We start from the raw sequence: 21,273 nt of genomic DNA, 5'->3' as shown, positions 1-21,273 counted from the left end.
AGTAGACGACGCGATGGCCGATATCGCGAGCGTCTTTCATTGGACGCCTTGCGATATGGACGGCTTCACCCTGGCCGAGCTGGCCGACTGGCGTGAGCGGGCGCGCTTGCGCTCGCCGTATGGAAGCGAATGACGATGGCATCCGGTAACGACCTCAAATTGCGCGTGCTGTTCGATATGATCGACGGCGCCACGAAGCCGATGCGTGCCATTATGAATGGCAATAGGGGCTTGGCGTCGGCGTTGAAGGCGACACGCGGCGAGCTTGGAAAACTGCAGGTTTCGCAAAAAGACGTTACTGCATTCCGCACGCTGCAAGACGGCCTCGGAAACATATCGGCAAGCGCCGCAGCCGCACGCGATCGTGTGAAGCATCTGTCGCGCTCATTGCGCGCGTCTGGCCCACCCTCGCAACAGATGATCGCGGCACTCGGCACCGCTCGGCGCGAGCTGCGGCAGCTTACTGCCGGCCAGAAAAAACAGACCGCTGGCCTCGAGCAAATGACACAGCGCTTGACCGCCGCCGGCGTGGACCTGTCGAATTTGTCGACGCATGAGGCTGAACTTAAGACGAAGATTGCCGCGACAACCGCGGTCATGGGCGCGCAGCAAGACAAGCTGATCGCGCTGACGGCGCGCACGAAACGGCTCGCCGAGGCACGCGAGAAGCTGAACAAGCGGCGCGAGCTAGCCGGCAACATGGCCAGCGCCGGCACGAAGATGATGGCAGGCGGAGCTGTTGTCGGCGCCGCAACGTTTGTTCCAGTCGCGGCATACGCCCGAGCCGAAGACTCGGCCACCCAGCTCGCAAGCGCGCTGATGCGCGCAGGCGGCACCGTACCGCCCGCGTTCGAGAAGATCAACGCGCTCGCGATGAAGCTCGGCGACCGACTGCCCGGCGCGACCGCGGATTTCCAGGACATGATGACAATGCTTACGCGCCAAGGTATCAGCGCGCAAGCGATTCTAGGCGGTATGGGTGAAGCGACGGCATATCTCGGCGTGCAACTCAGGAAGACGCCAGCCGAGGCGGCCGAATTCACGGCCAAGCTGCAAGACGCGACCCGCACGACTGAAAGGGACATGCTGTCGCTGACCGACGTGATTCAGAAAGCATTCATGCTCGGCGTCGACGACAACAACATGCTGCAAGGCTTCGCGAAGCTCGGTCCCGCGATGGACACGATCAAGCAAAAGGGCCTCGAAGGAGCGAAGGCGCTCGCTCCCCTGCTTGTCATGGCCGACCAATCCGGCATGGATGGCAGCGCGGCCGGCAACGCCTACCGCAAGGTGTTTCAGCTCGGGATGGACGCGAAGAAGGTCGCGAAGGCGAACAAGCAACTCGCGCCCGCGCAACGCCTCGACTTCACGAACGGCAACGGCGAGTTCGGTGGGCTCGACAAGATGTTCGCACAGTTTGAAAAGCTCAAGGGTCTCGACACGCAAAAGCGCCTCGGCGTCACGAAGGGAGTTTTCGGGGACGATGCCGAGACCCTTCAGGTCATTTCCCTGATGATCGAGAAAGGCAAGTCCGGCTACGACGAGGTCCAGGCGAAAATGGCCGCGCAAGCCTCGATGCAAGAGCGCGTGAACAAGCAGCTCGGCACGCTCAAAAACCTCTGGGAAGCGGCAAGCGGCACCTTCACCAATGGGCTCGTCGCGTTCGGCGAAGCGGTCGCACCCGAAATCAAAAGCGTCGTCGACTGGCTCGGCGACATGGCGCAGCGCATGGGCGCATGGGCGCGTGAAAATCCGCGCCTCGCGAACGGACTCATGAAAGTCGCCGCGCTCGCCGCTGTTGTCATGGCGGCTCTCGGCGGGCTCACCGTCGTCCTCGCCGGCGTGCTCGGCCCGTTCGCCGTCGTGCGCTACAGCATGGCGATGCTCGGCCTGCAAGGCGGCATCCTCTTGCGCGTGCTCGGGCTCGGCGCTGCGGCCTGGCGCGCTTTCTCGGCGGCCGCGATGTTTGCCGGACGTGCCATGCTGATGAATCCGATCGGTCTAGCGGTCACGGCGATCGCCGCGGCGGCTTCTTTGATCTATCGGTATTGGGAGCCAATCAAAGCGTTTTTCGGCGGCCTGTGGGCACAGATTCAACAAGCCTTTGCCGGCGGTCTCTCGGGCATCGGCGCGCTCATCCTCGACTGGTACCCGATAGGACTGTTCTACCAAGCGTTCTCGGCCGTGCTGCAATGGTTCGGCATCGAGATGCCTGCGAAGTTTTCAGAGCTGGGCGCCAACCTGATTGGCGGGCTCGTCAACGGCATCACGAGCAGTCTGGGCGCGGTGCGAGCGGCGATTGCAAACGTCGCCGACAGCACCATCGGATGGTTCAAGGAGAAGCTCGGCATTCATAGTCCGTCGCGCGTGTTCGGCGAACTCGGCGGCTTCATTACACAAGGCGCGGCAATCGGTATGGAGAGCGAGCAGGGACGCATTGCGAAAGCGGCCGTCAGCCTGGCAACGCTTGCGGCGACCTCATTTGCGGCGCCCGGCATCGCCAATGGAGCCAGCGCGAGCTTCGGCGGGCGTGGCGTGGCTGTTGATACCTACGCGCCCCTGCAAACCCGTCAGGCGGCCGGAAATCCGGTCGGCGGTGTATCGGCAAGCGGGGGCGACACCTACGTTTTCCAGATTTCCGGCGCCGATCCGAAAGCAATCCGCGCCGAAATCGAGGCGCTACTGCGTCAGAAAGAGCGCGAGAAGCGCGCACGCGCTGGCTCCCGACTGACGGACTAACGGAGAAGGAACGGCATGCTCGCTTGTCTCGATCAATTTGCGTTTCAACTCTCGACGGCCGCCTATCTCGAGCTGCAGCGCCGCACCACTTGGAAGCACCCTAGCAGCTCTCGCGTAGGCGCACGTAACGCTCGGCAATTCAACGGCCCAGGCGACGATACGATCACGCTGACCGGCCTACTGTCGCCGGACAACGACATTGGCTCGCTCTCGTCACTAAAGAAGCTGCGCAAGATGGGCGACGACGGCGAGGCTTACGTCCTCGTCGATGGCGCTGGTCACGTGTACGGTGCGTTCATCATCGAGAGCGTCGAAGAGAGCCAAACGCTGTTCAAGGTGAACGGCACGCCTCGCCGAGTCGAATTTACGATCAATCTCGCGCGCGTCGACGATGGATTGATCCGCGACAAGTTCGACACGACAAAGCGTGATTCGCGGGCGAAGCAATGAAGCAATTGACGCCGATCTATCGCGTCACGCTCAACGGATGCGATCTGACGGAGAAGATCGAGCCTCGCTTGATTAGCTTGTCGCTATCCGAGTCGCGCACGGACGACGCCGATTGCGTAACGCTCACGCTCGACGACAGTGACGGCAAGCTCGCGCTCCCAAAACGCGGCGAGGTCATACGCCTCGCGATCGGGTGGGAGGATACCGGACTCATCGAGAAGGGTTCGTTCACGATCAACGAGGTTGAGCACGCCGGCGCACCGGACACGATCACTGTTCAAGCACGCTCGGCCTCGCTAACCGCGGGCATGGGCGCGCGCATTGAAAAGAGCTGGCACGGCGTCACGATCGCCGATATCGTTCGCGCGATCGCGAGCAAGCACAAGCTCAATCCGGCCGTTGCCGACGTGCTCGGAAAAATCGCGATCGCTCACATCGATCAGACACACGAGTCGGATATGTCGTTTCTGACTCGCTTGGCGAAGCGCTACGACGCCGTGATGAACGTGAAGGATATGCACCTCTTGTTCATGCCGATCGGACACGGCACGAGCGCAAGCGGCAAGGCTCTACCGTCGGTCGAGCTGACTCGGAAGAACGGCGACCAGCACCACTACCACGTGTCGGAGCGCGAGAACTATGCAGCCGTGCGCGCGCACTATCACGCAAGCGGCAAGGCGAAGCGCAAGTCCGTTGTCGTCGGCGGTGAAAACAACACGAACACCAAAGTACTACTCGAAACATACGCCAACGAAGCGGACGCACGCGCAGCGGCAATGGCCGAATACAACCGAACGCAACGGAGCCAGGCGACCATGAGTTACACGCTCGCGCTCGGCCGGCCCGATATCTATCCGGAGGTCCCGGTTTTTCTCACCGGTTGGAAACCGGAAATCGATCAACAGACGTGGCTTGCGAAGAAGGTGACGCACTCGATGGCCGACGGTGGATTCACGACCGGGCTCGAACTTGAAATGAGCAATGACCCGACAACTGCACGACATCGCTCGCACTTCCGAAAAGGCGGGAAATAGGGGTAAATTAGCGCATCGCAAATTGACGGATGCCCATATGCCCGTTGCATGCACTTTCTTTTTGAATCGGCGCGGTATGTCGACCCTCCTATGCCCAGGCTTCGGTTCAGTGCCCGCATATTCCGGCATGGGGAAGCACATCGACGATCCGGACGCCACTGCATTGGAGAAGGAAGGCCCCCTACCCGCCGGGACCTATTTCATCGTCGATCGTGAAAGCGGCGGCCGATTGGGATGGCTCAACGATTTCGTGGCTGACGCGAGAGCTGGCACGAATCGCTCCACGTGGTTCGCGCTCTACCGCAACGACGCAACAATCGACGATTGGACGTTCGTGCAGGGGGTGCGCCGAGGCAATTTTCGCCTGCATCCGTCTGGATGGTGGGGCATGAGCGAGGGCTGCATCACGCTGCCGCATCCTGGACAGTTCGATAAGCTGCGTCAGTTCCTCAAAGCACAGCCAGCGCGAAAGATCCCTGGCACAACGATCAATTACTACGGAACTGTCACGGTTCGCTGAGTATCGCGGATGCCGCTACCGTTTTGGGAAACAAACGTCTATGCGCAAACTATTTCCGGCTCTCGCACGCGCCCTCGCGGCAGGACTGCTCACGGTATTTGACGTGGCCCCGTTCGTTCTACTTCTGCCATTTCAGCATACGGACCTTTCTACCAGTATTAGCCTCATCGTGATTTTGGCTTTGGGCGCCGGCGCCGCGTGGCTCGCCGTCAAGCTTGCACGAGAAAGAAGCCGCACCTTGTTAATCGTTCTCTCGACGGGAGCGATGCTAAATATCCTGACTCAGGTCGTCACCCGCGTGCTTCCGTCAGCGATTCTCGATAGGCTGGCACCCGGCGTCATTGCACCGCTGTTCGGCCTTGACGGCGAATACGCCTTCGATGCGGCTGGCTATGAGTTATGGTGGGAGATATGGCTGTTCCTCGCGGTGGTTGCCTGCGCGATTGCATGGGCAATCCGGCACGGGATACAGACAAGGACTCAGTGATACCTGGCTGCCGGCCAGCTCGATCGTTGGCGCCCGTCTTCCGCTATTCGCTCGGGCGTGCGTGACCTATACTCGGTACCGGCCATACAAACTCAGACACGCGCGACAAGATGCCTTTTCGCCTAGCGAGCGGGGTCGCAGAATAGCCCGTTTCGACCGTTCACATTCGTCGTCGCTCGGGCGTTTAGGCGTCGGCCCCGCCCTTGTAACCGGTCGTCCGACTGCCCATGCTGACGAAAATTCAGCCTCCCCGTGCGGCAGTGGCCCGCCTGCTATGACAAACGAGGACGCAGCCGGGTTCGCTAACGCGCGCCGATCGGTTGTATTTCCCAGGTCGGGAAGAGAGCTTGGGTTGAGCGATAATACATTGCCCCTCTTTCGAAAGGCTTTACGCCATGCTCTCACCCATGTTAGTGCAGTACTTGGTCGGCCTGTGTTGTCTCCGCTACGACCCGGAAGCAGTCGACGTCACAATTGGCGACATGGTTTTGGATGAAGCCGCAGAAAAGGAGCGGGACGTCGATATAACGGTTACGATCATTGGCGACAACGGAGAAGTGTCGGCGTTTAAAGCGTCGGAGGTTAAGCACGAGGGCAAGCCGCTTGATGTGGCTACCGTGGAGCAGTTGATCCTCAAATTGAATGACATGCCTAGAGTGACGCACAAGGCGATATTTTCAACCTCCGGATACACGGACGGAGCTCGAAAAAAAGCAGCTTCGCATGGCGTCGATCTTTACACTCTGCAGCCATGGGAAAATCGAATCGATAATGATTTCCCGGATTTTCCCGGTGTTGGTACACCCAGCGAATTTCTTAGCCAGTTCTCGGGTAGTCTCTTGTGTTGGCCACAGTGCAAGTTATCCATTACGTGTGCCCCCGGCTCCCCGCCGTCCTTTACGATTAATGACGAGGATCGAATTTATGATCGTGGTGGGTCTGCGCACCCTGCGTACCTGACCTTCGGTGAATACAAACGCGCGATCCTGCTGAGATCCACGGAGATCCTTTACGTGCTCGAGCCCGCACAGACGGTCCTTCATACATTTCCCTATGGGCTTCGCGAGCAAGGTGATTTTTCTTTGAGCCCCGCATGGCCACACACGCACACATTGGACGTGGGCGCGGACGAGGTTTACGCGAGAATCGGCGGAGGATCGCCGTTTCGGTTTGATTCGATCACTATATCCGGGGAACTTCAATGGCAGCGCCGGAATTCCAAGCTTGAATTCAATATTTTGAAGCGCGTGACCGACGACGCTGTTTTTGCAGGTGCGGCCGTCGCTGCCTACGGGATCGACGACGAACAAATGTTCGCAATGATTTTTCCAGATAAAGGCCGTGAGTTGGGCATTCATCTTTTTCATATCCCTGAAAAGCAAAAAAACATAATTCGTAAATTGAAGATAAAAGGCTAGTTCCACGATAAGAAGGACGGTTTCGAATATCGGTAGAAGCAAAGAAGTGAAGGCGGGAGGAAATCCACGATGAGCGACGACTTTGATTATGCGGCGTACTTTCACCCCGTATGGGAAGACCAGCGCCCCGCTGACAAGCGTTTTCCGCAATTCAGGCCGTTGATTGCCCACTATTGCTCGATTACCACGCTCGAGGCAATCGTCAAGAACGAGCAGTTCTGGTTCTCGAATCCACTCTACATGAACGATTACGAAGAACTGGTGTTTGGGCTGGCAAACAGCCGCAGCCGGTTTCTGCAGAACATCTCTGTCAGAAATGCCTTGAAGACCCCGGAGCGATACGATAGGTTTCGCGATCAGGTTCTCTGGATCTATGAGCAGTTCGACAAGGGTCTGTTGTTCGACATCTACATTGCCTGTTTCGCCGAGCACGATGCGGCCGACAATGATGGTCTTCTGTCAATGTGGCGAGGATATGGTGCGAGTGGTAGTGGGGCGGCCATCGTGTTTAATACAGCGGTGCTATCGGAGATCCCGCGTTCACCGCTACGCATAGACCCGGTCACCTACGGGACCAGCGAAGAGCGGCTTCTATGGATCGATCAGATTCTGGATAAATTCGCCGAACTAGTAGCCGCGCGCAACATCCCGGAAGATGCCTTTCGCGCCTGCGCCTCGGCACTTTTTGAGCGATTTCTCGCGTTCTCGGTCTTCACCAAGAATCGCGGCTTCCGGGAGGAGAAGGAATGGCGGGTGGTGTATTCGCGGCACTACGATCCGAACCAGATTCTCACGGATATGCTCGGCTACTTCATCGACGGTGGAACGGTCGAGCCAAAGCTGAAATTCAGGATTGCGCCACTCGAAGGCGCCGCCGCTGGCGTCACGCTGGAGCAGCTTGTTGTGAAGATCATCTTGGGTCCCAACGGCGCATCGGTCCGTTCCACCATGGCTGTGCAGCGAATGCTGGAAACGCTCGGCAAGCCGGCATTGGCCGAGCGCGTCGTGACATCGTCTATACCGTACCGCGCGAAGTAGATCGTGCCCAATGGCATCAATAAGCGGGGGGCGGTACGCAAATCGCCCGCGTAGGACGGCCGGACGTCAGAATTCGAAATAAGTCGCTCGTGATCGACCACGCGCATGACCGCTTCGCAGCAAGAAGAGACAAAGCGGCGCGCCGTCGCGGAGCGGCACAGAAGGGTCTGGCTGCACCTTCCCCTCGGCCCCGACCGTCGAGACGGCATCGTCGGCCGGGGTATGGCCATAAGCAGCCGTTCGACATGATCGCCTAAATCGTCGAAAATCGATCATCAGACCTTTCATCCCGAACGATTTAGACGCCTGCGCACATAATCTCGACAACCTTTGAATAACTGTTAGGGGTCGACATGCCTCAGCCGCTCTCGCGCGTCGCGCCAGACGCCAGCATCGTAATTGGTAATGCTGGCGATCGCCCGCTCGCAAGACACCCGGACCTAGCTGTACTAGCCATCGAGGCGGTCGCTTCCTGGTCAAACGTGGAAAGCTTCATGCTCGGGCTCTTTGTGGAGCTTTTTGGTGGCCATAACGCGCTAGCTACCGAAGTGTTCCTCTCTCTCGAAGGGCAGGCCGCGAAGTCCGCCGCAATTGCTGCCGCGGCGGCCTCGGTGCTAAAGGATCGCGTCGCCGAACTCTCTGTACTCCGGGCGATCCTCGCAATTGTGAAGACGAACGAAAAGGACAGAAATAAGCTTGCTCACTGGACGTGGGGGGACAGCCCTAATCTGCCAGACGCGCTGCTACTCGTAGATCCACGCACGACGGTGCACGAACTCGACCGCTGCGACGTGTATGTCTATCGAACTCAAGATTTTTTAGCGATCACGCAAGCCAATGATCGTCTATGCGGATACGGCCTCCGCTTTCGATTCATTCTTCAAGGGCACGTGGCAAATCGAGGAGGCCATCTGCTCGCGGAGCTTGCCGCGGAGCAAGACATTCAAGACCGGCTAGCGCGTCGACAATAGGCCTATCTTGCAATCAGGTGTGAAGCGGCGCTGAACATTACTGATGCTTCTGTCTAACGTTGAACGGCCACCTTCCGGAACCGTGACTGACCGCTCAGGTCGATCGGGGCCGCCCGCTGCGCAAGCGGCCTTGTAGCGAATGTCATTGTCTTCCCTGTGTCCGCGATCGACGCACGTGCAGGCGAGCCCCAATATTCCGGCGGCCGTCAATCTTTGTGTTGAATGGATAACGTTGAGTGCTACCGCAAAGCGAGCGAATTCCACCTGCCGGCATGCTCCGCCGTTTCCTCGCACCGTTGCCTTATGCCGTCCTGACGAACCACGCTGCCAACGCTGTACCGACTACCGTCGTATTCGCAATGCGGCGGAGGTTTGGGCGTCTCGGCCTGCGCTGCTATGCCGAGTTGACCGCTCGTGGCGATATACAGCACTGCGCCAGCCGTGATCGCCCCTATTACCATCGAGAGCTTTTCTATCGAGAAGGCTCCCTTTTCGGGACTCAGCGCAGACGGACTCGCTGGCTGCACAACAGTAGAAGTAGCTGCATCCGAAGGCGGACAATCCATCGGCACCGAAACGTTTGGCTGCCGAGCATCGCCCTGCGTTTTGGCTTCGCGTTGCGTCGGAGTTGATCGAGTCCGCTCCGTCGTCCCATCCCTGATCCATGTGTCCAGATACCGAGTGACACCCTTATACAGGTCATGAGGCATCTCATCCATGCTTTGAAAACTGAACACGGTCATCAAGCGACGGTACACGATCAGCCGCTCGACACCGGTCTTTTCCTGCAGTAGAAAAACCCGGCGAGCAATGGCGGCGCGCTGGCGTTCGCTGATGTACCGCAGTCCTTCCGCGTTCGGGTCCATGCCGCTGTTGACGTGAATATTGACGTTGGCTTGTGCGCTGTTGGCTTTAACGTCGCGGCCGGCTACTTGCCCGACCTCTCCCTCAAACTTCTGATTCATTGATTTGTTTTTCTCCCGCGGCTGGCCCTGCCGCTCTTGCGCTCTCTCCAGCGCTAGTCCTTCGGCGCGTCTCCGCGCTTCTTGCGTGAACCTCTCATGTCGATCGTGAATGGCCCCTTCACATCGCCGCTAACCTGCTGACCGATATTGGCGCCGCTGAAATCCTGCTTGTATTTGGCTGGCGCAGTACCGGCGGCCAATGCCGCCAGCGCCGCAGCCCGCACCGCATCGGGAGCGTCGCGGTATCGGCGGACCAAGTCTACTTCGTCGGCCGACAGCGACGACGTGTTGCGCTCTCCAGTCAGGACATAAAGAAGGTCGACGCCGAGCGCCGCGACGCGCGCCAAGTACTCAGCGTCCGGTGCGCGCTCGCCCTTCTCATACAACACCTGAGTTTTTTCCGTTACCCCGCCGTTCTCCGCGAAGGCCCGTTGAGACAAAGCAGTGCGCTTGCGCTGCTCGCGCAAGCGGTCGCCAATCGTATTCATTCGGTGTGTTTTTACGTTGCATACACACCGAACGGTGTGTATTATTTGCGTTGTGCAAGGTTAATGACAGGAAGTATATCGCCATGTCCCTGAGGAAAGCGCCCGTCAAACGCTCGCCGCAAGGCGTTTTGTCCAGCAAGCCAGTCTATATGCGACTCATGCCGGACGAACGCCATGCACTCGAAGAACTGTCCGCCTCACAGAATCGCTCGACGTCCAGCGTCGCGCGTCTGATCTATCTCGAAGGCATCGAGCGATACAGAGTGAAGGTTAGCGCTAGCGCAATACAACTGCACTCAAATCTGCCTGGGAGGTGTTGAGCCATGCGCACCCCTGCCCTTATCGAGCCGGCGCTGCGTCAAGCGCTGCACGGCCCCAAACGCCACGACGTCCAGGCCGCGCTCGGTTGGGACGATTCCCAGGTCAGCCGCTTCCTGAGCGGCGGGCAAGGAGTCGTTATCGACAAGATCGACATACTTGTCGCCTGCATTGGCTTCGTACTCGTCACACGCAGATACCTCGATGCCGTCGCCACGCTCGGCGAAGTCGGCATGCACTGCGAATGCGCACGCCGCGGCTACGGCGAATGCCGTCCCGAAGGGAGCTTTTCATGCGAATCCTGAACCGCTGCCCGCATTGCCGCGCACGCGCGATCGCGCGCAGCAGCCGCGAAATGTCGCTGACGTTTCGGGAAGTCACGTACCAGTGCAACAACCCTGAGTGCGGCCACACCTACGTCGTCAACATGGAGTTCGCACGGACGCTGTCACCGTCTGCGACCCCGAACCTGTCGCTGAGCTTGCCGTTCTCGCAGCACGTGCGCGAACGCCTCGCGCAGCAGCTCGAACTGCCGGTATAGCGCCCTAACCCGAATCCCTCGTTTCCCCTCGCATCGTGCCTACGCGGCGCGAGGGGCTTTTTTTGCCCAAAGAAAGGAGAACTGCATGGCAACTACCGCTTGCGCGCCACTCATGCTTCCGTTCGATCCCGCCTCCTTGCCGATCGAAAAACGCTGCGAATACCTGCGCGTGCTCTGGAACGCCGATATCGATCCGTTCGTGTTCATCGGCACCGCTCGGCGGCTGGGCTACGTCCTCGCCGCGCGGTGGGATTGGGACGCCGGCATGCCAGCGCTCGCCCCCGTTCTCACGCTCCTTCATTGAATCGGAATGCGCGAGCCCCTTACCGATTCTGAACTCCGCGCCGCGTGGAAACGCCTTCGCATGCGAGGCGACTTCGATTCCTCGATGAAGCACGAGGCGGTGCGTCGCGTCGTCGAAAGCGCCGCCCGTGCCATGCAGGCACGCGACAACACCCGGAGCGCGCGAAGCAAGGCCGAGCATCACATCGCAAGTCGCTTCGGCGAATAGCCGAACCTGCGCCGGGCACCGGCGCATTGATAAGGAACACGTTCATGAAAGCCTACGTTTTCGGCATCGGCATATTGCTGATGCTCTCTTTCTCATTTGCCGGCCTGACGTTCACGGCGGCAGGCGCCATGCGCCGATTTCAACTGCAATTCGGGCCGTTGCTGTCGCTCGCCGTTGGCTTCGGCGCGCTCATCGCACTGGTTGCCGCATTGACCTGGTCGGTTCCTGCTCGGGGGTGACATATGCAATCGATTGAAAACATGCGCCGTCAGTTCATGCTCGAAATGATCGATGAGCTTAGAAACCTGACGCAAGGGACATGGGCGTGCGTGCTCATGAAAATGGAGATATCCAGCCTGCTACAGGGCCTCGGCGGTATAGCGGGGGAGTGGTGAACATGGCATATGACCGCGCTTTTGCTTCGCCTCACGACGCCGCGCTTCGGGCCGCCATCGCAGCAGCCGCTGGCGCGCTCCACTTCGACAACCGGCCGGGCAGCCTGCAACGCCAGTGCACGCTTGGCCTGTTCGTGGCCGCTCTAAGCGACCGGCTCGCCCTCGCCTTTCCGCAATCGGCAGACGCGCTCAACGCCGTCGTATTCAGCCCGTCGACGCACGGCAATCCGACCGAGAAACCCCTGCGGCAACCTGAACAACACGCGTAACGATGGCTACGATCGACGAACTGAAACAACGCATCGATTTGCACGACCTCGCCGACCGCCTGGGCCTCAAGCGCGGCCGCGGCGGCGACAAGGCGCTCTATCGCTCCCCGCAGCATGAGGACAAGAGCCCATCCCTGTCGATCTATGTCGACCATCCAAAGCACGGCACCGGCTGGCGCGACCACAGCGCCAACGTCGGCGGCTCGTGCGTCGACTTGGTGATGCACGCGCGCGGCGGCACCGTCGCGGACGCCGTGCGCTACCTGCACGAGACCTACGGCATCGCGTTCGACCGGCCGGCACCGGCCGAGCGGCGCGAGAAATCGACCGTCGAGTACATCGCCGATCGATGCCTCGCGGAGCGCGATCAAGTGCGCGAGTACCTCGCCGGCCGCGGCATTTCGGCAGCGGCGATCGACACGGCAATTGCCACGCGCTCGCTCGGCTTCAACACGTGGACGAGCCCTAAAGTTGCCGCCGGCGAAGTCGGCCACGGCGGGCCGGCCGCCACGTTCATCGTGCGTGCACCTGGCGACGGCCGGGTCGTCGGCGTCGATATGCGTTACCTCGATCCGGCGCTTAACGGCGGCGTCAAAACCCAATCGCAAGGCGACAAGGCGGGCTACTGCTGGACGGCCGACATGCGTCGGCTCGACAAGGCCCACCGCGTCTACATCGTCGAGAGCGCGATCAATGCGCTGTCGGTCGACACGTGCGCGATGCCAAGCACGGCCGCGCTCGCTCTACGCGGCCTCGCCAACGTCGATGCCGTCGATTTCACGCCTCTGCGCGGCAAGCAAGTCGTGATCTGCATGGACAACGACGAGCCGTTTCCGGACGGCCATCGCCGCGCTGGCCATCGCCCGGGCCCGGAAGCCGCATGGGCGCTGTACGAACGGCTCACGGGCCTCAACATCAGCGCCATGCTCGTCGACCAGTCTGAATGGCTCGCCGATCTGGCGGACGGCGAAACGACCCGCAAGCCAATTAACGACGTGAACGACTACCTGCAACTGCGCGGCCCCACCGGGCTGGCGCACGCGCTCGAACAGCTCGAGCCGTGGCTCATCGCCGGGATGGCTGGCGACACCACGCGCCGCGGTCGGCCACGCATCTACCTGCCGTCGCATGACTTCGCACAGTACTGGCGATTCCGCGTTCGGCCCGACTTCACGAGCCACATCACGAAAATGGACCGCAACGACGAAACCGGCATCGAGACGCCCGCCATGGCGGATCTGTGCGGCTTCCGCATCGCCAGTATCAGCCGTGTATCGGTTGCAAGCGCGACGTCGACCATGACCGGCGACTCGGACCAAGCGCCGACCGTCTACTTCGCCGTGTCCGTACAGGCACCACGCCACGGCGGACAACTCATCCGCCGCGTGATGCTCGACGACCAGCTCCATAACGTCGACCAGTGGGGCAAGTTCGGGCCGATCTGGACGCCGGCACCGTTCAAGCGAATGGTCAACATCCTCGAGCGCGGCGCCGACCTCGGCGCACGCCAAGCAGCGAATTTCGTCGGGCTCGCATGGCGCGACGGCCGACTGATCGTCAACGAAGGCCCGGACTGCTATTTCACAGAAGCCGAGAAGCAGTGCCCGTATCACAACTTATCTTTTCCGAGCGGGCCGGTCAGCGATGCGCGTCGCGTCATCACCGCCTACCAAACCACGTTTAAACAGAACGCCGCGACGATCCCGTTGGTATGGGCGCTCGGCGGGCACCTCAAGGCCCTGCTCGGCTTCTGGCCACACATCACGATCCAGGCCAATAAAGGCGCTGGCAAATCGACGCTCATCAAGCGCCTCGAGCGCTCGCTTGCATTCACGATGTTCTCCGGGCAATCGCTGCAGACTGAGTTCCGGCTGCTGACGAGCGTCAGCCATACAAGCCACCCGGTCGGATGGGAAGAGCTGTCCGCGCGCCGGCAAGACGTTATCGACAAGGCTGTCGGGCTGCTGCAAGAGAACTACCAGTACACGGTGACACGCCGCGGCACCGACATGACGGAATACCTGTTGTGCGCGCCCGTCATGCTGGCCGGCGAGGACGTGCCCGTGCGCAGCCTGCTCGGCAAACTCGTGCGCACCACGCTGACCGGAAAGCGCGGCCCGCTCTTGCCCGCCGAGCTGCCTCGCTTCCCCGTTCGGCAGTGGCTCGAATTCCTTGCCAGCATGAACAAGCGTGCGGTGCTCGACCAGTACGCGGCACTACTCAACCAGGCGCTGGCCAATTGCCGAGCGAGCGGCGAGGACGATGGTGCGAAGCGTATGGCGGGCAATTACGCCGCCGTCGCGCTCGCTTGGCGCTACCTATGCGAGTTCGCCGGCATGGACCCGAGCGAGGGCGACTTCCCGCGCGATCTGCTCACCGAAATGAACAGCCACATCGCCGAAACAAGCGCCGATCGCGAGCCTTGGGTCTGGATCATGGAAACCGTCCTCTCGGAAATCGACGGCGGCAACTACAAGCATCCGTACACGTTCGATGTCGTCGACGGCGAGTTCTCCCTATTGCTACGCACGGGCCACGTGATGGACCACATCGCGCACACGAGCGCGCTGCGCGACAAATGGAACGCCCTGCCCGTCAAGTCCGACCGCGTGTTCAAGAACCAACTCAAGCACGCCGGCGTCATTGTCGGCGAGAAGGAGGTCGAGCGGCGCATTTACACGCGGCGCGTGCCGTACCTCACGCCGATATCGCTGCAGCGCCTAGCGGAGTTTGGGCTGCACGTGTCGGTGCGCGAGGACTTGGCCACCGATGCACGGCAAGGGCGAGCCGCATGACGCGCGCTCCGCTTCTGCGGCAGCCACGCGGCCGCATCCCTTTCCTCGTCCGTTCCAGCCGCTCAGCGACCCTAAATTCAAGTTTGTGGGGCGTGCGCCAATGCGCGCAGCAGCCGGCGCGCGTCGTTCCGCCGCCGCCGTGCTGCCCGCTTCCCCCCGCTCCCCCCGCGAGTCGAAACGGCCGAGGAACAGCTCAAGCCGGGAGGGAGCGGGGCCGCGCCGGCGGTTTCTGCCGCAGGGGGCAGACAGGCAGCGCGGATAACTCGTGGTTTTCACCCGGGTCCGCTCCTAAGTCATTGATTGTTGAGAGGACCACCTCCATGAAACGCCGTGAATTTGCCACGAGTCACGCCGCTTTTGCCATGAGGCCGATTTCCGCGCCGGCCGCCGTCGCCCGATTCATTCCTCTCTCTACTTCATTGAAAAAGAAGAAGAAAGAAAGCGAGGGAGGACAAGAAATCAGCAGGAACGCCATGCCACGAGTCACGTCCGTTTTGCCATCAGTCGCGGACGCTGCCTATTTTTTAGGCCATGAGTTATCGGGGGTTGCCAGGTGGGAATGATGGCAATTAATGACACAACAAACACTTCAAAATCAAATGGTTATAAGCATTACAAGTTCAAACCATCATTCCATGCGTTGCGCTGCATGTGCCTCCCTTTCGTGATGAAAATCGCTATGCAAAAATACGCCGGCCGCAGTACGGAATTTGACCGCGGCAACATGTACCTGGGCCGTCTCGAGCTGCGCGAACTCACCGGAACACCTATCCGCTCGCGTCAAATCCTCTGGCTCGCGAAGCAAGGCTGGCCGCACGTCGTCGACGTGCACGGCCGTGTCCTTGTGGCGCGCGCTTATCACGATAAACAGATGGGCATCACAGAACCAAAGACCTCCCGATTCACCCCGACGCGCGCGCCCGCGCCGTTGAACTTGGGGGCCGTGTAATGGGACGCAGAGCGCAGACAGCCGGCGCGGTGCCGCGCTTCCGTTCACGGAAGAATGCTGACGGTACCCTTCGCTACTACTACGACCACGGGGTATTCGAAGGGCGTCGCGTTCTTGAGCCGCTCGGCACTGACCGCGTAGTTGCGCTCCAGCGGTGGGCGGAGCTAGAGGGGAAGCGACTGCCGGCGTCTGACGTAGCGCGCCATACGTTCGCAACGCTTGATCGCGAATACCGGCGGAGGGAATTGCCGCAAAAGGCGCCGGCTACTCGTCGCCTCTACGATCTGATCCTCACACGCCTTACGTCGGTCATCGGTGATCGCGAGCTCGACAAACTGACGCCGGCCGACGTGTCGAATATCTGGCAGGCCACGGCGGAAAAACGCGGTGTCGTGACGGCGAACCGGACAAAAGCGGTCCTCTCCCTTGCCATGAACTGCGCCCGGCTGTGGGGCATGATGGCGATTGCCAACCCTTGCTCCGGCGTACGAGGCAAAAAGGAGCGCGGCAGGAAGGACGTGTTGATCGACGACGAGTTGTACGCCCAAGTCTATGCTGTTGCCGATGAACCATTGCGGAATGCGATGGAACTCGCCGACCTCACGGCTCAACGCCCGTCGGACGTGCTCGGCGTGAAACGCACGAACATCGTCAAGCAGAACCTCGTTTTTCGGACTGGCAAGACTGGCGCCTATGTTGTGATCGAAATCACCGGCGAGTTGAAAGCGCTGATCGACCGTCTGCTCATGTGGCGGGGGGCAAAGGTTGACGTGTCGCCGTATCTACTGCGCGACGAAGAAGGCTACCCGCTCACGAAAGGACAGCTTCGGTCACGATTCGACAAGGCGCGTGAGAAAGCTGGTATCCAGAAGGCACAATTCCAGTTTCGGGACCTTCGCGCGCGGGGCGTTACCCACAAGGTGATCGACGAAGGACTCGAAGCAGGACAGCGCCTTGCCGGACACAGCGGCCCCGGAATGACCGCTCACTATGCCCGGGGCTCGCGGCCGGTGAAACCATCGCGCTGATGAGTTTTGGAAACGCGAAGGCCCGATTGGAAACGTCGGGCCTTCGCTGAAACAGGCCGCAAAGGCCCGTGGATATTGGTGCCGGCTGCAGGACTCGAACCCGCCACCTGATGATTACAAATCAACTGCTCTACCAGATGAGCTAAGCCGGCAAGAACGCGAGATTCTACTTCATTTCACGATCTTGAGGTGCCCTTTGCCGCCGCCCTTCGACCCGCCGTCGTCGTCATCTGACGACGGGTCATGCCCGGCGTCTGACACTTCCGACGCGGGAGACGGAGCAGCGTCTTCGGCCAACTCACTACTGCGCACTTCCCCGGGCCTATCGGCCAACTCAGGCACAGCGCCCCCCGCCCCGCCCACCGCGGACTCAACCGGAAACGCCATACCCTGCCCGTTCTCGCGCGCATAGATTGCCAGCACATTTGCCACCTGCACTTCGATCTTGTGCGCCTTGCCCGAAAACCGCGCGCTGAACTCGATCCATTCGTTGCCCATCTGCAATTGGCTCGTCGCCTCAAAGCTGATGTTCAGAACGATCTCGTCGTTATGCACGAACTGGCGCGGCACACGTGTCTGGCTGTCGACCCGAACAGCGACATGCGGCGTATACCCGTTATCCGTGCACCACTCGTAAAGCGCGCGCAACAGATACGGTTTCGTCGGAATTTCTTGCATCGACTATCCTCATTCGCAAACGCGCCCAAAACGCCCAACCGCATCAGCGGCGCATCACCTTCTCCGACGGCGTCAGCGCCTCGATGTAGGCCGGCCGGCTGAAAATCCGCTCGGCATACTTCATCAACGGCGCAGCATTCTTCGAAAGCTCGATGCCGTAATGATCCAGACGCCACAGCAACGGTGCAATCGCCACGTCGAGCATCGAAAACTCTTCGCCCAACATGTACTTGTTTTTCAGAAAAATCGGCGCGAGCTGCGTCAAGCGGTCGCGAATCGCCAAACGCGCTTTCTCGTGATTCTTCTCGGCTGCCTTGCCCTTCTCGTTCTCGAGCGTGCCGACATGCAGAAACAATTCCTTCTCGAAGTTGAGCAGGAACAGCCGCGCGCGCGCGCGCTGCACCGGGTCAGCCGGCATCAACTGCGGATGCGGAAAACGCTCGTCGATGTACTCGTTGATGATGTTCGACTCGTACAGAATCAGGTCGCGCTCGACCAGAATCGGCACCTGCCCGTACGGGTTCATCACCGCGATATCTTCCGGCTTGTTGAAGAGGTCGACGTCACGGATCTCGAAATCCATGCCCTTTTCGAACAGCACCAGCCGGCATCGCTGGGAAAACGGGCAAGTTGTGCCGGAATACAGAACCATCATGTCTAAAGTTTCCTCAAAAAGCTGAATGGCCAGCACGCCGAAAAGCCCGCCGAAGCGAGCTCCTCGTTGCGCCGGCCCTCACACCATCACGGGCGTGGTTATTTAACGTCCTTCCAGTACGCCGCGTTCAGCCGCCAGGCAAAAAACGTCAGTACACCCAGGAACAGCAGCACCCATACACCGAGTTGCCGGCGTGCATGCTGCGTGGGCTCGGACATCCAAGTCATGTAGGCGACAAGGTCGGCCACGGCAGAATCATAATCTACCCGGGACATCGTCCCCGGTTTTGCCTCCTCGAAGCCAGCGAAACGATGCTCTTTCTCCCCGGTCTCGGCGTTCACGTCATCTTCGAACTTGGCCGTCTGCACGCCCTGCAATTGCCACAGCACATGCGGCATGCCAACGTTCGGGAACACCATATTGTTCCATCCGGTCGGCCGCGTTTCGTCGCGATAAAAGCTGCGCAGATACGTATAAAGCCAGTCCCGGCCGCGCGCACGCACTTCAACCGACAGATCGGGCGGCGTTACCCCAAACCACGTCTTCGCATCTTCGGGACGCATCGCAACCGTCATCGTGCTGCCGATTTTATCGTTCGCGAACAGCAAATTCTGCTCGATCTGCTTTTGCGAAAGGCCAAGCTGCGTCAACGCGCTATACCGCACGAGGCTCGCCGAGTGACAACTCAAGCAATAGTTTACAAACAATTGTGCACCATGCTGTAACGACGCGAGACTCTCCGTGTTATCCGGCGCACGATCGAGCCGGCCCTCCTCCTGCGCCGACGCGGGCGCCGCGGCCATCGCAACGGACAGCGCAAGCGCCACCGCGCCCGCACGCGCGAGCTTCGAAAGCAATGTTTTCATATCGTCTTATCCTCGCTCGCGATTAATGGGGCTTGTACCGTACGCGCTCGGGCGGCGTTTTGAACGTGCCGCGCGCCGTCCAAAACGGCATGCCGAGGAAGAACGCGAAGTAAACCAATGCGCAGACTTGTGCAATCAACGTTGCCGCCGGCGACGGCGGCTTCGTCCCCAGGTAGCTGAGCGTCAGAAACGCCAGCACGAATATCCCGTAAAACACCTTGTGGAACAGCGGCCGGTAACGGATCGACTTCACAGGGCTACGGTCGAGCCAGGGCAGAAAGCACAGCGAAATCACCGCTGAGCCCATCACGACGACGCCCCAGAATTTCGACTGCGTCAGATACATCGCGACGATAACCAGCACAGCAAGCACCGGCAGCCCGATACGCCACTTGCCGCGCGCACGAATTAGCGCAAGCAGCCCGAGCAACGCGATCACGATCATCAACACGATCTTGAACGGGTCGGTGGTCGCACGCAGCATCGCGTAAAACGCGGTGAAGTACCACACCGGTGCGATTTCGGGCGGCGTTTGCAGCGAATTCGCGGGCACGAAGTTGTTCTGCTCGAGAAAATATCCGCCCATCTCGGGTGCGAAGAAAATAATCGCGGCGAACACGATCAAGAACACGCACACGCCCATAAAGTCGTGCACCGAATAATACGGGTGGAACGGAATGCCATCGAGCGGACGCCCATCCGGACCCTTCTTCGCCTTGATCTCGATGCCGTCAGGATTGTTCGAGCCCACTTCATGCAGTGCCACGATATGCACGAACACGAGACCAATCAGCACGAGCGGAATCGCAATCACATGAAACGCGAAGAACCGGTTCAACGTGACGTCGGAGACAACGTAATCGCCGCGAATCCACAGCGATAAATCGGGGCCGACGAACGGAATCGCCGAGAACAGATTCACGATGACCTGCGCGCCCCAATAAGACATTTGCCCCCACGGCAACAGATAACCGAAGAACGCTTCGGCCATCAGGCACAGAAAAATGCCGCAGCCAAAGAGCCACACCAATTCGCGCGGCTTGCGATACGAGCCATACAGCAGCCCGCGGAACATGTGCAGATAGACGACGACAAAAAACATCGACGCACCGGTCGAGTGCATGTAGCGAATCAGCCAGCCCCACGGCACCTCGCGCATGATGTATTCGACCGACGCAAACGCGAGCGTCGAGTCGGCCTTGTAATTCATCGTCAGGAAGATGCCGGTGACGATCTGATTGACAAGCACGAGCAACGCAAGCGAGCCGAAGAAGTACCAAAAATTGAAATTCTTCGGTGCGTAATACTCGGACAGATGGGCCTTCCATGTCGACGTCATCGGGAAGCGCCGATCGATCCAGCCGGTCAACCCGGTCGTCCCCACGTCTTTTTCCATCGCCATTTACGCTTCTCCTTTTTCGTCCTTGCCGATCACGAGCGTGGTCGCCGACGTGAACATGTAGGGGGGAACATCAAGGTTCTGCGGAGCGGGCTTGTTCTTGAAGACCCGGCCGGCCAAGTCGTAGGTCGAACCGTGACAGGGGCACAGGAAGCCGCCGGGCCAATCGGCGGGAAGGTTCGGCTGCAGGCCCGGAGTGAACCGCGGCGTCGGCGAGCAACCCAGGTGCGTGCATACCGCCAAAACGACCAGAATGTTCTTGTGATCCGCGCGCGAACGGTATTCGTTCTCGCAGTACGACGGATCCGCCATCGTGAACGGGTTTTTTGTGCGCGGATCGGCGACTTCGTTGTCGGCCTTCGCGACGTCCTGGAGCATGTCGGGAGTACGATTGAGAATCCACACGGGCTTGCCGCGCCAAGCAACGGTCTTCATCTCGCCCGGCTTCAGTTCGCTGATATCGACCTCGACCGGCGCACCGGCGGCCTTGGCTTTTTCGGATGGTGCTAAAGAGCTCGCAAACGGTATGACAGCGGCAACACCTCCAATGCCGCCTGCTACAGACGTCGTGATCAGCCACGTACGGCGGCGACTGTCGACGACGCCTTCCTCTTCTTTATCTCGCATTACACGCCCCACTTCTGAGTTGGATTTCCGTCACGCTTTTTGCCACCGCCGCTAGTTTGCGGGAATGGAGTCGGCATTTACAAGAGCCGTCCGACAAAATCCGTGCAAACCGCTTGATCGATAAGGGTTTTC

Annotated in this window: 28 protein-coding genes and 1 tRNA gene; 21 read left to right on the top strand and 8 right to left on the bottom strand. The window is 60.0% G+C overall.

What is annotated here, in order from left to right; genetic code table 11:
• Positions 1–13: 13 nt before the first annotated feature.
• The 9 genes from ACSQ20_RS02145 to ACSQ20_RS02105 all read left to right on the top strand — a co-directional run bounded on the left by ACSQ20_RS02145 (position 14) and on the right by ACSQ20_RS02105 (position 8,657).
• Entirely contained in the window at positions 14–133 is a 120-nt protein-coding gene (locus ACSQ20_RS02145) for a GpE family phage tail protein (RefSeq protein ID WP_436017002.1), read from the top strand.
• Positions 130–2,739 carry a phage tail tape measure protein gene (locus ACSQ20_RS02140; protein ID WP_436017000.1) on the top strand — a complete coding sequence of 870 codons (2,610 nt, stop codon included), beginning with the start codon at positions 130–132 and terminating at the stop codon, positions 2,737–2,739. The genes ACSQ20_RS02145 and ACSQ20_RS02140 overlap by 4 nt, the downstream gene beginning before the upstream one ends.
• Before the next feature lie 15 nt (positions 2,740–2,754).
• Complete coding sequence (locus tag ACSQ20_RS02135) at positions 2,755–3,189, top strand: phage tail protein (RefSeq protein ID WP_436016998.1); 435 nt, start codon at positions 2,755–2,757, stop codon at positions 3,187–3,189.
• Positions 3,186–4,223 carry a phage late control D family protein gene (locus ACSQ20_RS02130; protein ID WP_436016996.1) on the top strand — a complete coding sequence of 346 codons (1,038 nt, stop codon included), beginning with the start codon at positions 3,186–3,188 and terminating at the stop codon, positions 4,221–4,223. The genes ACSQ20_RS02135 and ACSQ20_RS02130 overlap by 4 nt, the downstream gene beginning before the upstream one ends.
• 37 nt (positions 4,224–4,260) lie before the next feature.
• Positions 4,261–4,743 (top strand): DUF2778 domain-containing protein, encoded by a 483-nt coding sequence (locus tag ACSQ20_RS02125; protein ID WP_436016994.1) that lies wholly within the window; start codon positions 4,261–4,263, stop codon positions 4,741–4,743.
• Between the two features lie 40 nt (positions 4,744–4,783).
• Positions 4,784–5,230, top strand: coding sequence for a hypothetical protein (locus tag ACSQ20_RS02120; protein WP_436016992.1), 447 nt, complete (start codon positions 4,784–4,786; stop codon positions 5,228–5,230).
• 395 nt (positions 5,231–5,625) lie between these two features.
• Positions 5,626–6,648 carry a hypothetical protein gene (locus ACSQ20_RS02115; RefSeq protein WP_436016990.1) on the top strand — a complete coding sequence of 341 codons (1,023 nt, stop codon included), beginning with the start codon at positions 5,626–5,628 and terminating at the stop codon, positions 6,646–6,648.
• 69 nt (positions 6,649–6,717) lie between these two features.
• Positions 6,718–7,686: a DUF2971 domain-containing protein gene (locus ACSQ20_RS02110; RefSeq protein WP_436016988.1), complete on the top strand. Its 969-nt coding sequence runs from the start codon at positions 6,718–6,720 to the stop codon at positions 7,684–7,686.
• A 353-nt stretch (positions 7,687–8,039) separates the two neighbouring features.
• Complete coding sequence (locus tag ACSQ20_RS02105) at positions 8,040–8,657, top strand: hypothetical protein (RefSeq protein WP_436016986.1); 618 nt, start codon at positions 8,040–8,042, stop codon at positions 8,655–8,657.
• A 239-nt stretch (positions 8,658–8,896) separates the two neighbouring features.
• On the opposite strand, the gene ACSQ20_RS02100 is transcribed toward ACSQ20_RS02105, so the two are convergent.
• Complete coding sequence (locus ACSQ20_RS02100; protein ID WP_436016984.1) at positions 8,897–9,622, bottom strand: alpha/beta hydrolase; 726 nt, start codon at positions 9,620–9,622, stop codon at positions 8,897–8,899.
• Positions 9,623–9,675: 53 nt separating this feature from the next.
• Positions 9,676–10,110, bottom strand: a complete 435-nt coding sequence (locus tag ACSQ20_RS02095) for a helix-turn-helix domain-containing protein (RefSeq protein WP_436016982.1) — start codon at positions 10,108–10,110, stop codon at positions 9,676–9,678.
• Between the two features lie 83 nt (positions 10,111–10,193).
• On the opposite strand from ACSQ20_RS02095, the gene ACSQ20_RS02090 reads away from it, so the two are divergent.
• The 12 genes from ACSQ20_RS02090 (at position 10,194) to ACSQ20_RS02035 (ending at position 16,916) form a co-directional block, all read left to right on the top strand.
• The gene (locus ACSQ20_RS02090; RefSeq protein WP_436016980.1) at positions 10,194–10,430 is read left to right on the top strand and encodes a hypothetical protein; all 237 of its coding nucleotides are present in this window, start codon (positions 10,194–10,196) and stop codon (positions 10,428–10,430) included.
• A gap of 3 nt (positions 10,431–10,433) precedes the next feature.
• A complete protein-coding gene (locus ACSQ20_RS02085; RefSeq protein WP_436016978.1) occupies positions 10,434–10,733 on the top strand; it encodes a DNA-binding protein in 300 nt (99 codons plus the stop codon).
• A complete protein-coding gene (locus tag ACSQ20_RS02080) occupies positions 10,721–10,969 on the top strand; it encodes an ogr/Delta-like zinc finger family protein (protein ID WP_436016976.1) in 249 nt (82 codons plus the stop codon). The genes ACSQ20_RS02085 and ACSQ20_RS02080 overlap by 13 nt, the downstream gene beginning before the upstream one ends.
• An 85-nt stretch (positions 10,970–11,054) precedes the next feature.
• Entirely contained in the window at positions 11,055–11,273 is a 219-nt protein-coding gene (locus tag ACSQ20_RS02075; protein ID WP_436016974.1) for a hypothetical protein, read from the top strand.
• 6 nt (positions 11,274–11,279) lie between these two features.
• Entirely contained in the window at positions 11,280–11,480 is a 201-nt protein-coding gene (locus ACSQ20_RS02070) for a hypothetical protein (protein WP_436016972.1), read from the top strand.
• A 44-nt stretch (positions 11,481–11,524) separates the two neighbouring features.
• Entirely contained in the window at positions 11,525–11,719 is a 195-nt protein-coding gene (locus ACSQ20_RS02065) for a hypothetical protein (protein ID WP_436016970.1), read from the top strand.
• A gap of 3 nt (positions 11,720–11,722) precedes the next feature.
• Complete coding sequence (locus ACSQ20_RS02060; RefSeq protein ID WP_436016968.1) at positions 11,723–11,875, top strand: hypothetical protein; 153 nt, start codon at positions 11,723–11,725, stop codon at positions 11,873–11,875.
• A gap of 2 nt (positions 11,876–11,877) precedes the next feature.
• The gene (locus ACSQ20_RS02055; RefSeq protein ID WP_436016966.1) at positions 11,878–12,144 is read left to right on the top strand and encodes a hypothetical protein; all 267 of its coding nucleotides are present in this window, start codon (positions 11,878–11,880) and stop codon (positions 12,142–12,144) included.
• Between the two features lie 2 nt (positions 12,145–12,146).
• Positions 12,147–14,939: a toprim domain-containing protein gene (locus ACSQ20_RS02050; RefSeq protein WP_436016964.1), complete on the top strand. Its 2,793-nt coding sequence runs from the start codon at positions 12,147–12,149 to the stop codon at positions 14,937–14,939.
• 320 nt (positions 14,940–15,259) lie between these two features.
• Positions 15,260–15,502, top strand: a complete 243-nt coding sequence (locus ACSQ20_RS02045; protein WP_436016962.1) for a hypothetical protein — start codon at positions 15,260–15,262, stop codon at positions 15,500–15,502.
• The gene (locus ACSQ20_RS02040) at positions 15,499–15,888 is read left to right on the top strand and encodes a DUF4224 domain-containing protein (RefSeq protein ID WP_436016960.1); all 390 of its coding nucleotides are present in this window, start codon (positions 15,499–15,501) and stop codon (positions 15,886–15,888) included. Before ACSQ20_RS02045 ends, ACSQ20_RS02040 begins: the two co-directional genes overlap by 4 nt.
• Positions 15,888–16,916, top strand: a complete 1,029-nt coding sequence (locus ACSQ20_RS02035; protein WP_436016958.1) for a tyrosine-type recombinase/integrase — start codon at positions 15,888–15,890, stop codon at positions 16,914–16,916. The genes ACSQ20_RS02040 and ACSQ20_RS02035 overlap by 1 nt, the downstream gene beginning before the upstream one ends.
• A 76-nt stretch (positions 16,917–16,992) precedes the next feature.
• On the opposite strand, the gene ACSQ20_RS02030 is transcribed toward ACSQ20_RS02035, so the two are convergent.
• The 6 genes from ACSQ20_RS02030 to petA form a co-directional block, all read right to left on the bottom strand.
• Positions 16,993–17,068 (bottom strand) — tRNA-Thr (locus ACSQ20_RS02030).
• A 19-nt stretch (positions 17,069–17,087) separates the two neighbouring features.
• Positions 17,088–17,594, bottom strand: a complete 507-nt coding sequence (locus ACSQ20_RS02025) for a ClpXP protease specificity-enhancing factor (protein WP_436016956.1) — start codon at positions 17,592–17,594, stop codon at positions 17,088–17,090.
• A gap of 43 nt (positions 17,595–17,637) precedes the next feature.
• On the bottom strand, positions 17,638–18,249 hold the full coding sequence (locus tag ACSQ20_RS02020; RefSeq protein WP_436016954.1) for a glutathione S-transferase N-terminal domain-containing protein: 612 nt from the start codon (positions 18,247–18,249) through the stop codon (positions 17,638–17,640).
• Positions 18,250–18,347: 98 nt separating this feature from the next.
• Positions 18,348–19,115 carry a cytochrome c1 gene (locus tag ACSQ20_RS02015; RefSeq protein WP_436016952.1) on the bottom strand — a complete coding sequence of 256 codons (768 nt, stop codon included), beginning with the start codon at positions 19,113–19,115 and terminating at the stop codon, positions 18,348–18,350.
• Between the two features lie 22 nt (positions 19,116–19,137).
• Positions 19,138–20,517, bottom strand: a complete 1,380-nt coding sequence (locus ACSQ20_RS02010) for a cytochrome b (protein WP_436016950.1) — start codon at positions 20,515–20,517, stop codon at positions 19,138–19,140.
• Positions 20,518–21,141, bottom strand: a complete 624-nt coding sequence (gene petA, locus ACSQ20_RS02005) for a ubiquinol-cytochrome c reductase iron-sulfur subunit (protein WP_436016948.1) — start codon at positions 21,139–21,141, stop codon at positions 20,518–20,520. It abuts the gene before it with no gap.
• Between the last annotated feature and the right edge of the window lie 132 nt (positions 21,142–21,273).

The organism is Trinickia sp. LjRoot230, from assembly GCF_964253315.1.
In the GTDB taxonomy this organism is placed as follows: domain Bacteria; phylum Pseudomonadota; class Gammaproteobacteria; order Burkholderiales; family Burkholderiaceae; genus Trinickia.
Note: the sequence above shows the minus strand (reverse complement) of the source record. Positions and strands in the feature narration are given on the sequence as shown.

What these genes read in the sequence shown, in the direction of transcription:
- ACSQ20_RS02145 (WP_436017002.1), top strand. Translation starts at nt 14, where the DNA reads ATGGCCGATATCGCGAGCGTCTTTCATTGGACGCCTTGCGATATGGAC.
- ACSQ20_RS02140 (WP_436017000.1), top strand. Translation starts at nt 130, where the DNA reads ATGACGATGGCATCCGGTAACGACCTCAAATTGCGCGTGCTGTTCGAT.
- ACSQ20_RS02135 (WP_436016998.1), top strand. Translation starts at nt 2,755, where the DNA reads ATGCTCGCTTGTCTCGATCAATTTGCGTTTCAACTCTCGACGGCCGCC.
- ACSQ20_RS02130 (WP_436016996.1), top strand. Translation starts at nt 3,186, where the DNA reads ATGAAGCAATTGACGCCGATCTATCGCGTCACGCTCAACGGATGCGAT.
- ACSQ20_RS02125 (WP_436016994.1), top strand. Translation starts at nt 4,261, where the DNA reads ATGCCCGTTGCATGCACTTTCTTTTTGAATCGGCGCGGTATGTCGACC.
- ACSQ20_RS02120 (WP_436016992.1), top strand. Translation starts at nt 4,784, where the DNA reads ATGCGCAAACTATTTCCGGCTCTCGCACGCGCCCTCGCGGCAGGACTG.
- ACSQ20_RS02115 (WP_436016990.1), top strand. Translation starts at nt 5,626, where the DNA reads ATGCTCTCACCCATGTTAGTGCAGTACTTGGTCGGCCTGTGTTGTCTC.
- ACSQ20_RS02110 (WP_436016988.1), top strand. Translation starts at nt 6,718, where the DNA reads ATGAGCGACGACTTTGATTATGCGGCGTACTTTCACCCCGTATGGGAA.
- ACSQ20_RS02105 (WP_436016986.1), top strand. Translation starts at nt 8,040, where the DNA reads ATGCCTCAGCCGCTCTCGCGCGTCGCGCCAGACGCCAGCATCGTAATT.
- ACSQ20_RS02100 (WP_436016984.1), bottom strand. Translation starts at nt 9,622, where the DNA reads ATGAATCAGAAGTTTGAGGGAGAGGTCGGGCAAGTAGCCGGCCGCGAC.
- ACSQ20_RS02095 (WP_436016982.1), bottom strand. Translation starts at nt 10,110, where the DNA reads ATGAATACGATTGGCGACCGCTTGCGCGAGCAGCGCAAGCGCACTGCT.
- ACSQ20_RS02090 (WP_436016980.1), top strand. Translation starts at nt 10,194, where the DNA reads ATGTCCCTGAGGAAAGCGCCCGTCAAACGCTCGCCGCAAGGCGTTTTG.
- ACSQ20_RS02085 (WP_436016978.1), top strand. Translation starts at nt 10,434, where the DNA reads ATGCGCACCCCTGCCCTTATCGAGCCGGCGCTGCGTCAAGCGCTGCAC.
- ACSQ20_RS02080 (WP_436016976.1), top strand. Translation starts at nt 10,721, where the DNA reads ATGCGAATCCTGAACCGCTGCCCGCATTGCCGCGCACGCGCGATCGCG.
- ACSQ20_RS02075 (WP_436016974.1), top strand. Translation starts at nt 11,055, where the DNA reads ATGGCAACTACCGCTTGCGCGCCACTCATGCTTCCGTTCGATCCCGCC.
- ACSQ20_RS02070 (WP_436016972.1), top strand. Translation starts at nt 11,280, where the DNA reads ATGCGCGAGCCCCTTACCGATTCTGAACTCCGCGCCGCGTGGAAACGC.
- ACSQ20_RS02065 (WP_436016970.1), top strand. Translation starts at nt 11,525, where the DNA reads ATGAAAGCCTACGTTTTCGGCATCGGCATATTGCTGATGCTCTCTTTC.
- ACSQ20_RS02060 (WP_436016968.1), top strand. Translation starts at nt 11,723, where the DNA reads ATGCAATCGATTGAAAACATGCGCCGTCAGTTCATGCTCGAAATGATC.
- ACSQ20_RS02055 (WP_436016966.1), top strand. Translation starts at nt 11,878, where the DNA reads ATGGCATATGACCGCGCTTTTGCTTCGCCTCACGACGCCGCGCTTCGG.
- ACSQ20_RS02050 (WP_436016964.1), top strand. Translation starts at nt 12,147, where the DNA reads ATGGCTACGATCGACGAACTGAAACAACGCATCGATTTGCACGACCTC.
- ACSQ20_RS02045 (WP_436016962.1), top strand. Translation starts at nt 15,260, where the DNA reads ATGAAACGCCGTGAATTTGCCACGAGTCACGCCGCTTTTGCCATGAGG.
- ACSQ20_RS02040 (WP_436016960.1), top strand. Translation starts at nt 15,499, where the DNA reads ATGATGGCAATTAATGACACAACAAACACTTCAAAATCAAATGGTTAT.
- ACSQ20_RS02035 (WP_436016958.1), top strand. Translation starts at nt 15,888, where the DNA reads ATGGGACGCAGAGCGCAGACAGCCGGCGCGGTGCCGCGCTTCCGTTCA.
- ACSQ20_RS02025 (WP_436016956.1), bottom strand. Translation starts at nt 17,594, where the DNA reads ATGCAAGAAATTCCGACGAAACCGTATCTGTTGCGCGCGCTTTACGAG.
- ACSQ20_RS02020 (WP_436016954.1), bottom strand. Translation starts at nt 18,249, where the DNA reads ATGATGGTTCTGTATTCCGGCACAACTTGCCCGTTTTCCCAGCGATGC.
- ACSQ20_RS02015 (WP_436016952.1), bottom strand. Translation starts at nt 19,115, where the DNA reads ATGAAAACATTGCTTTCGAAGCTCGCGCGTGCGGGCGCGGTGGCGCTT.
- ACSQ20_RS02010 (WP_436016950.1), bottom strand. Translation starts at nt 20,517, where the DNA reads ATGGCGATGGAAAAAGACGTGGGGACGACCGGGTTGACCGGCTGGATC.
- petA (WP_436016948.1), bottom strand. Translation starts at nt 21,141, where the DNA reads ATGCGAGATAAAGAAGAGGAAGGCGTCGTCGACAGTCGCCGCCGTACG.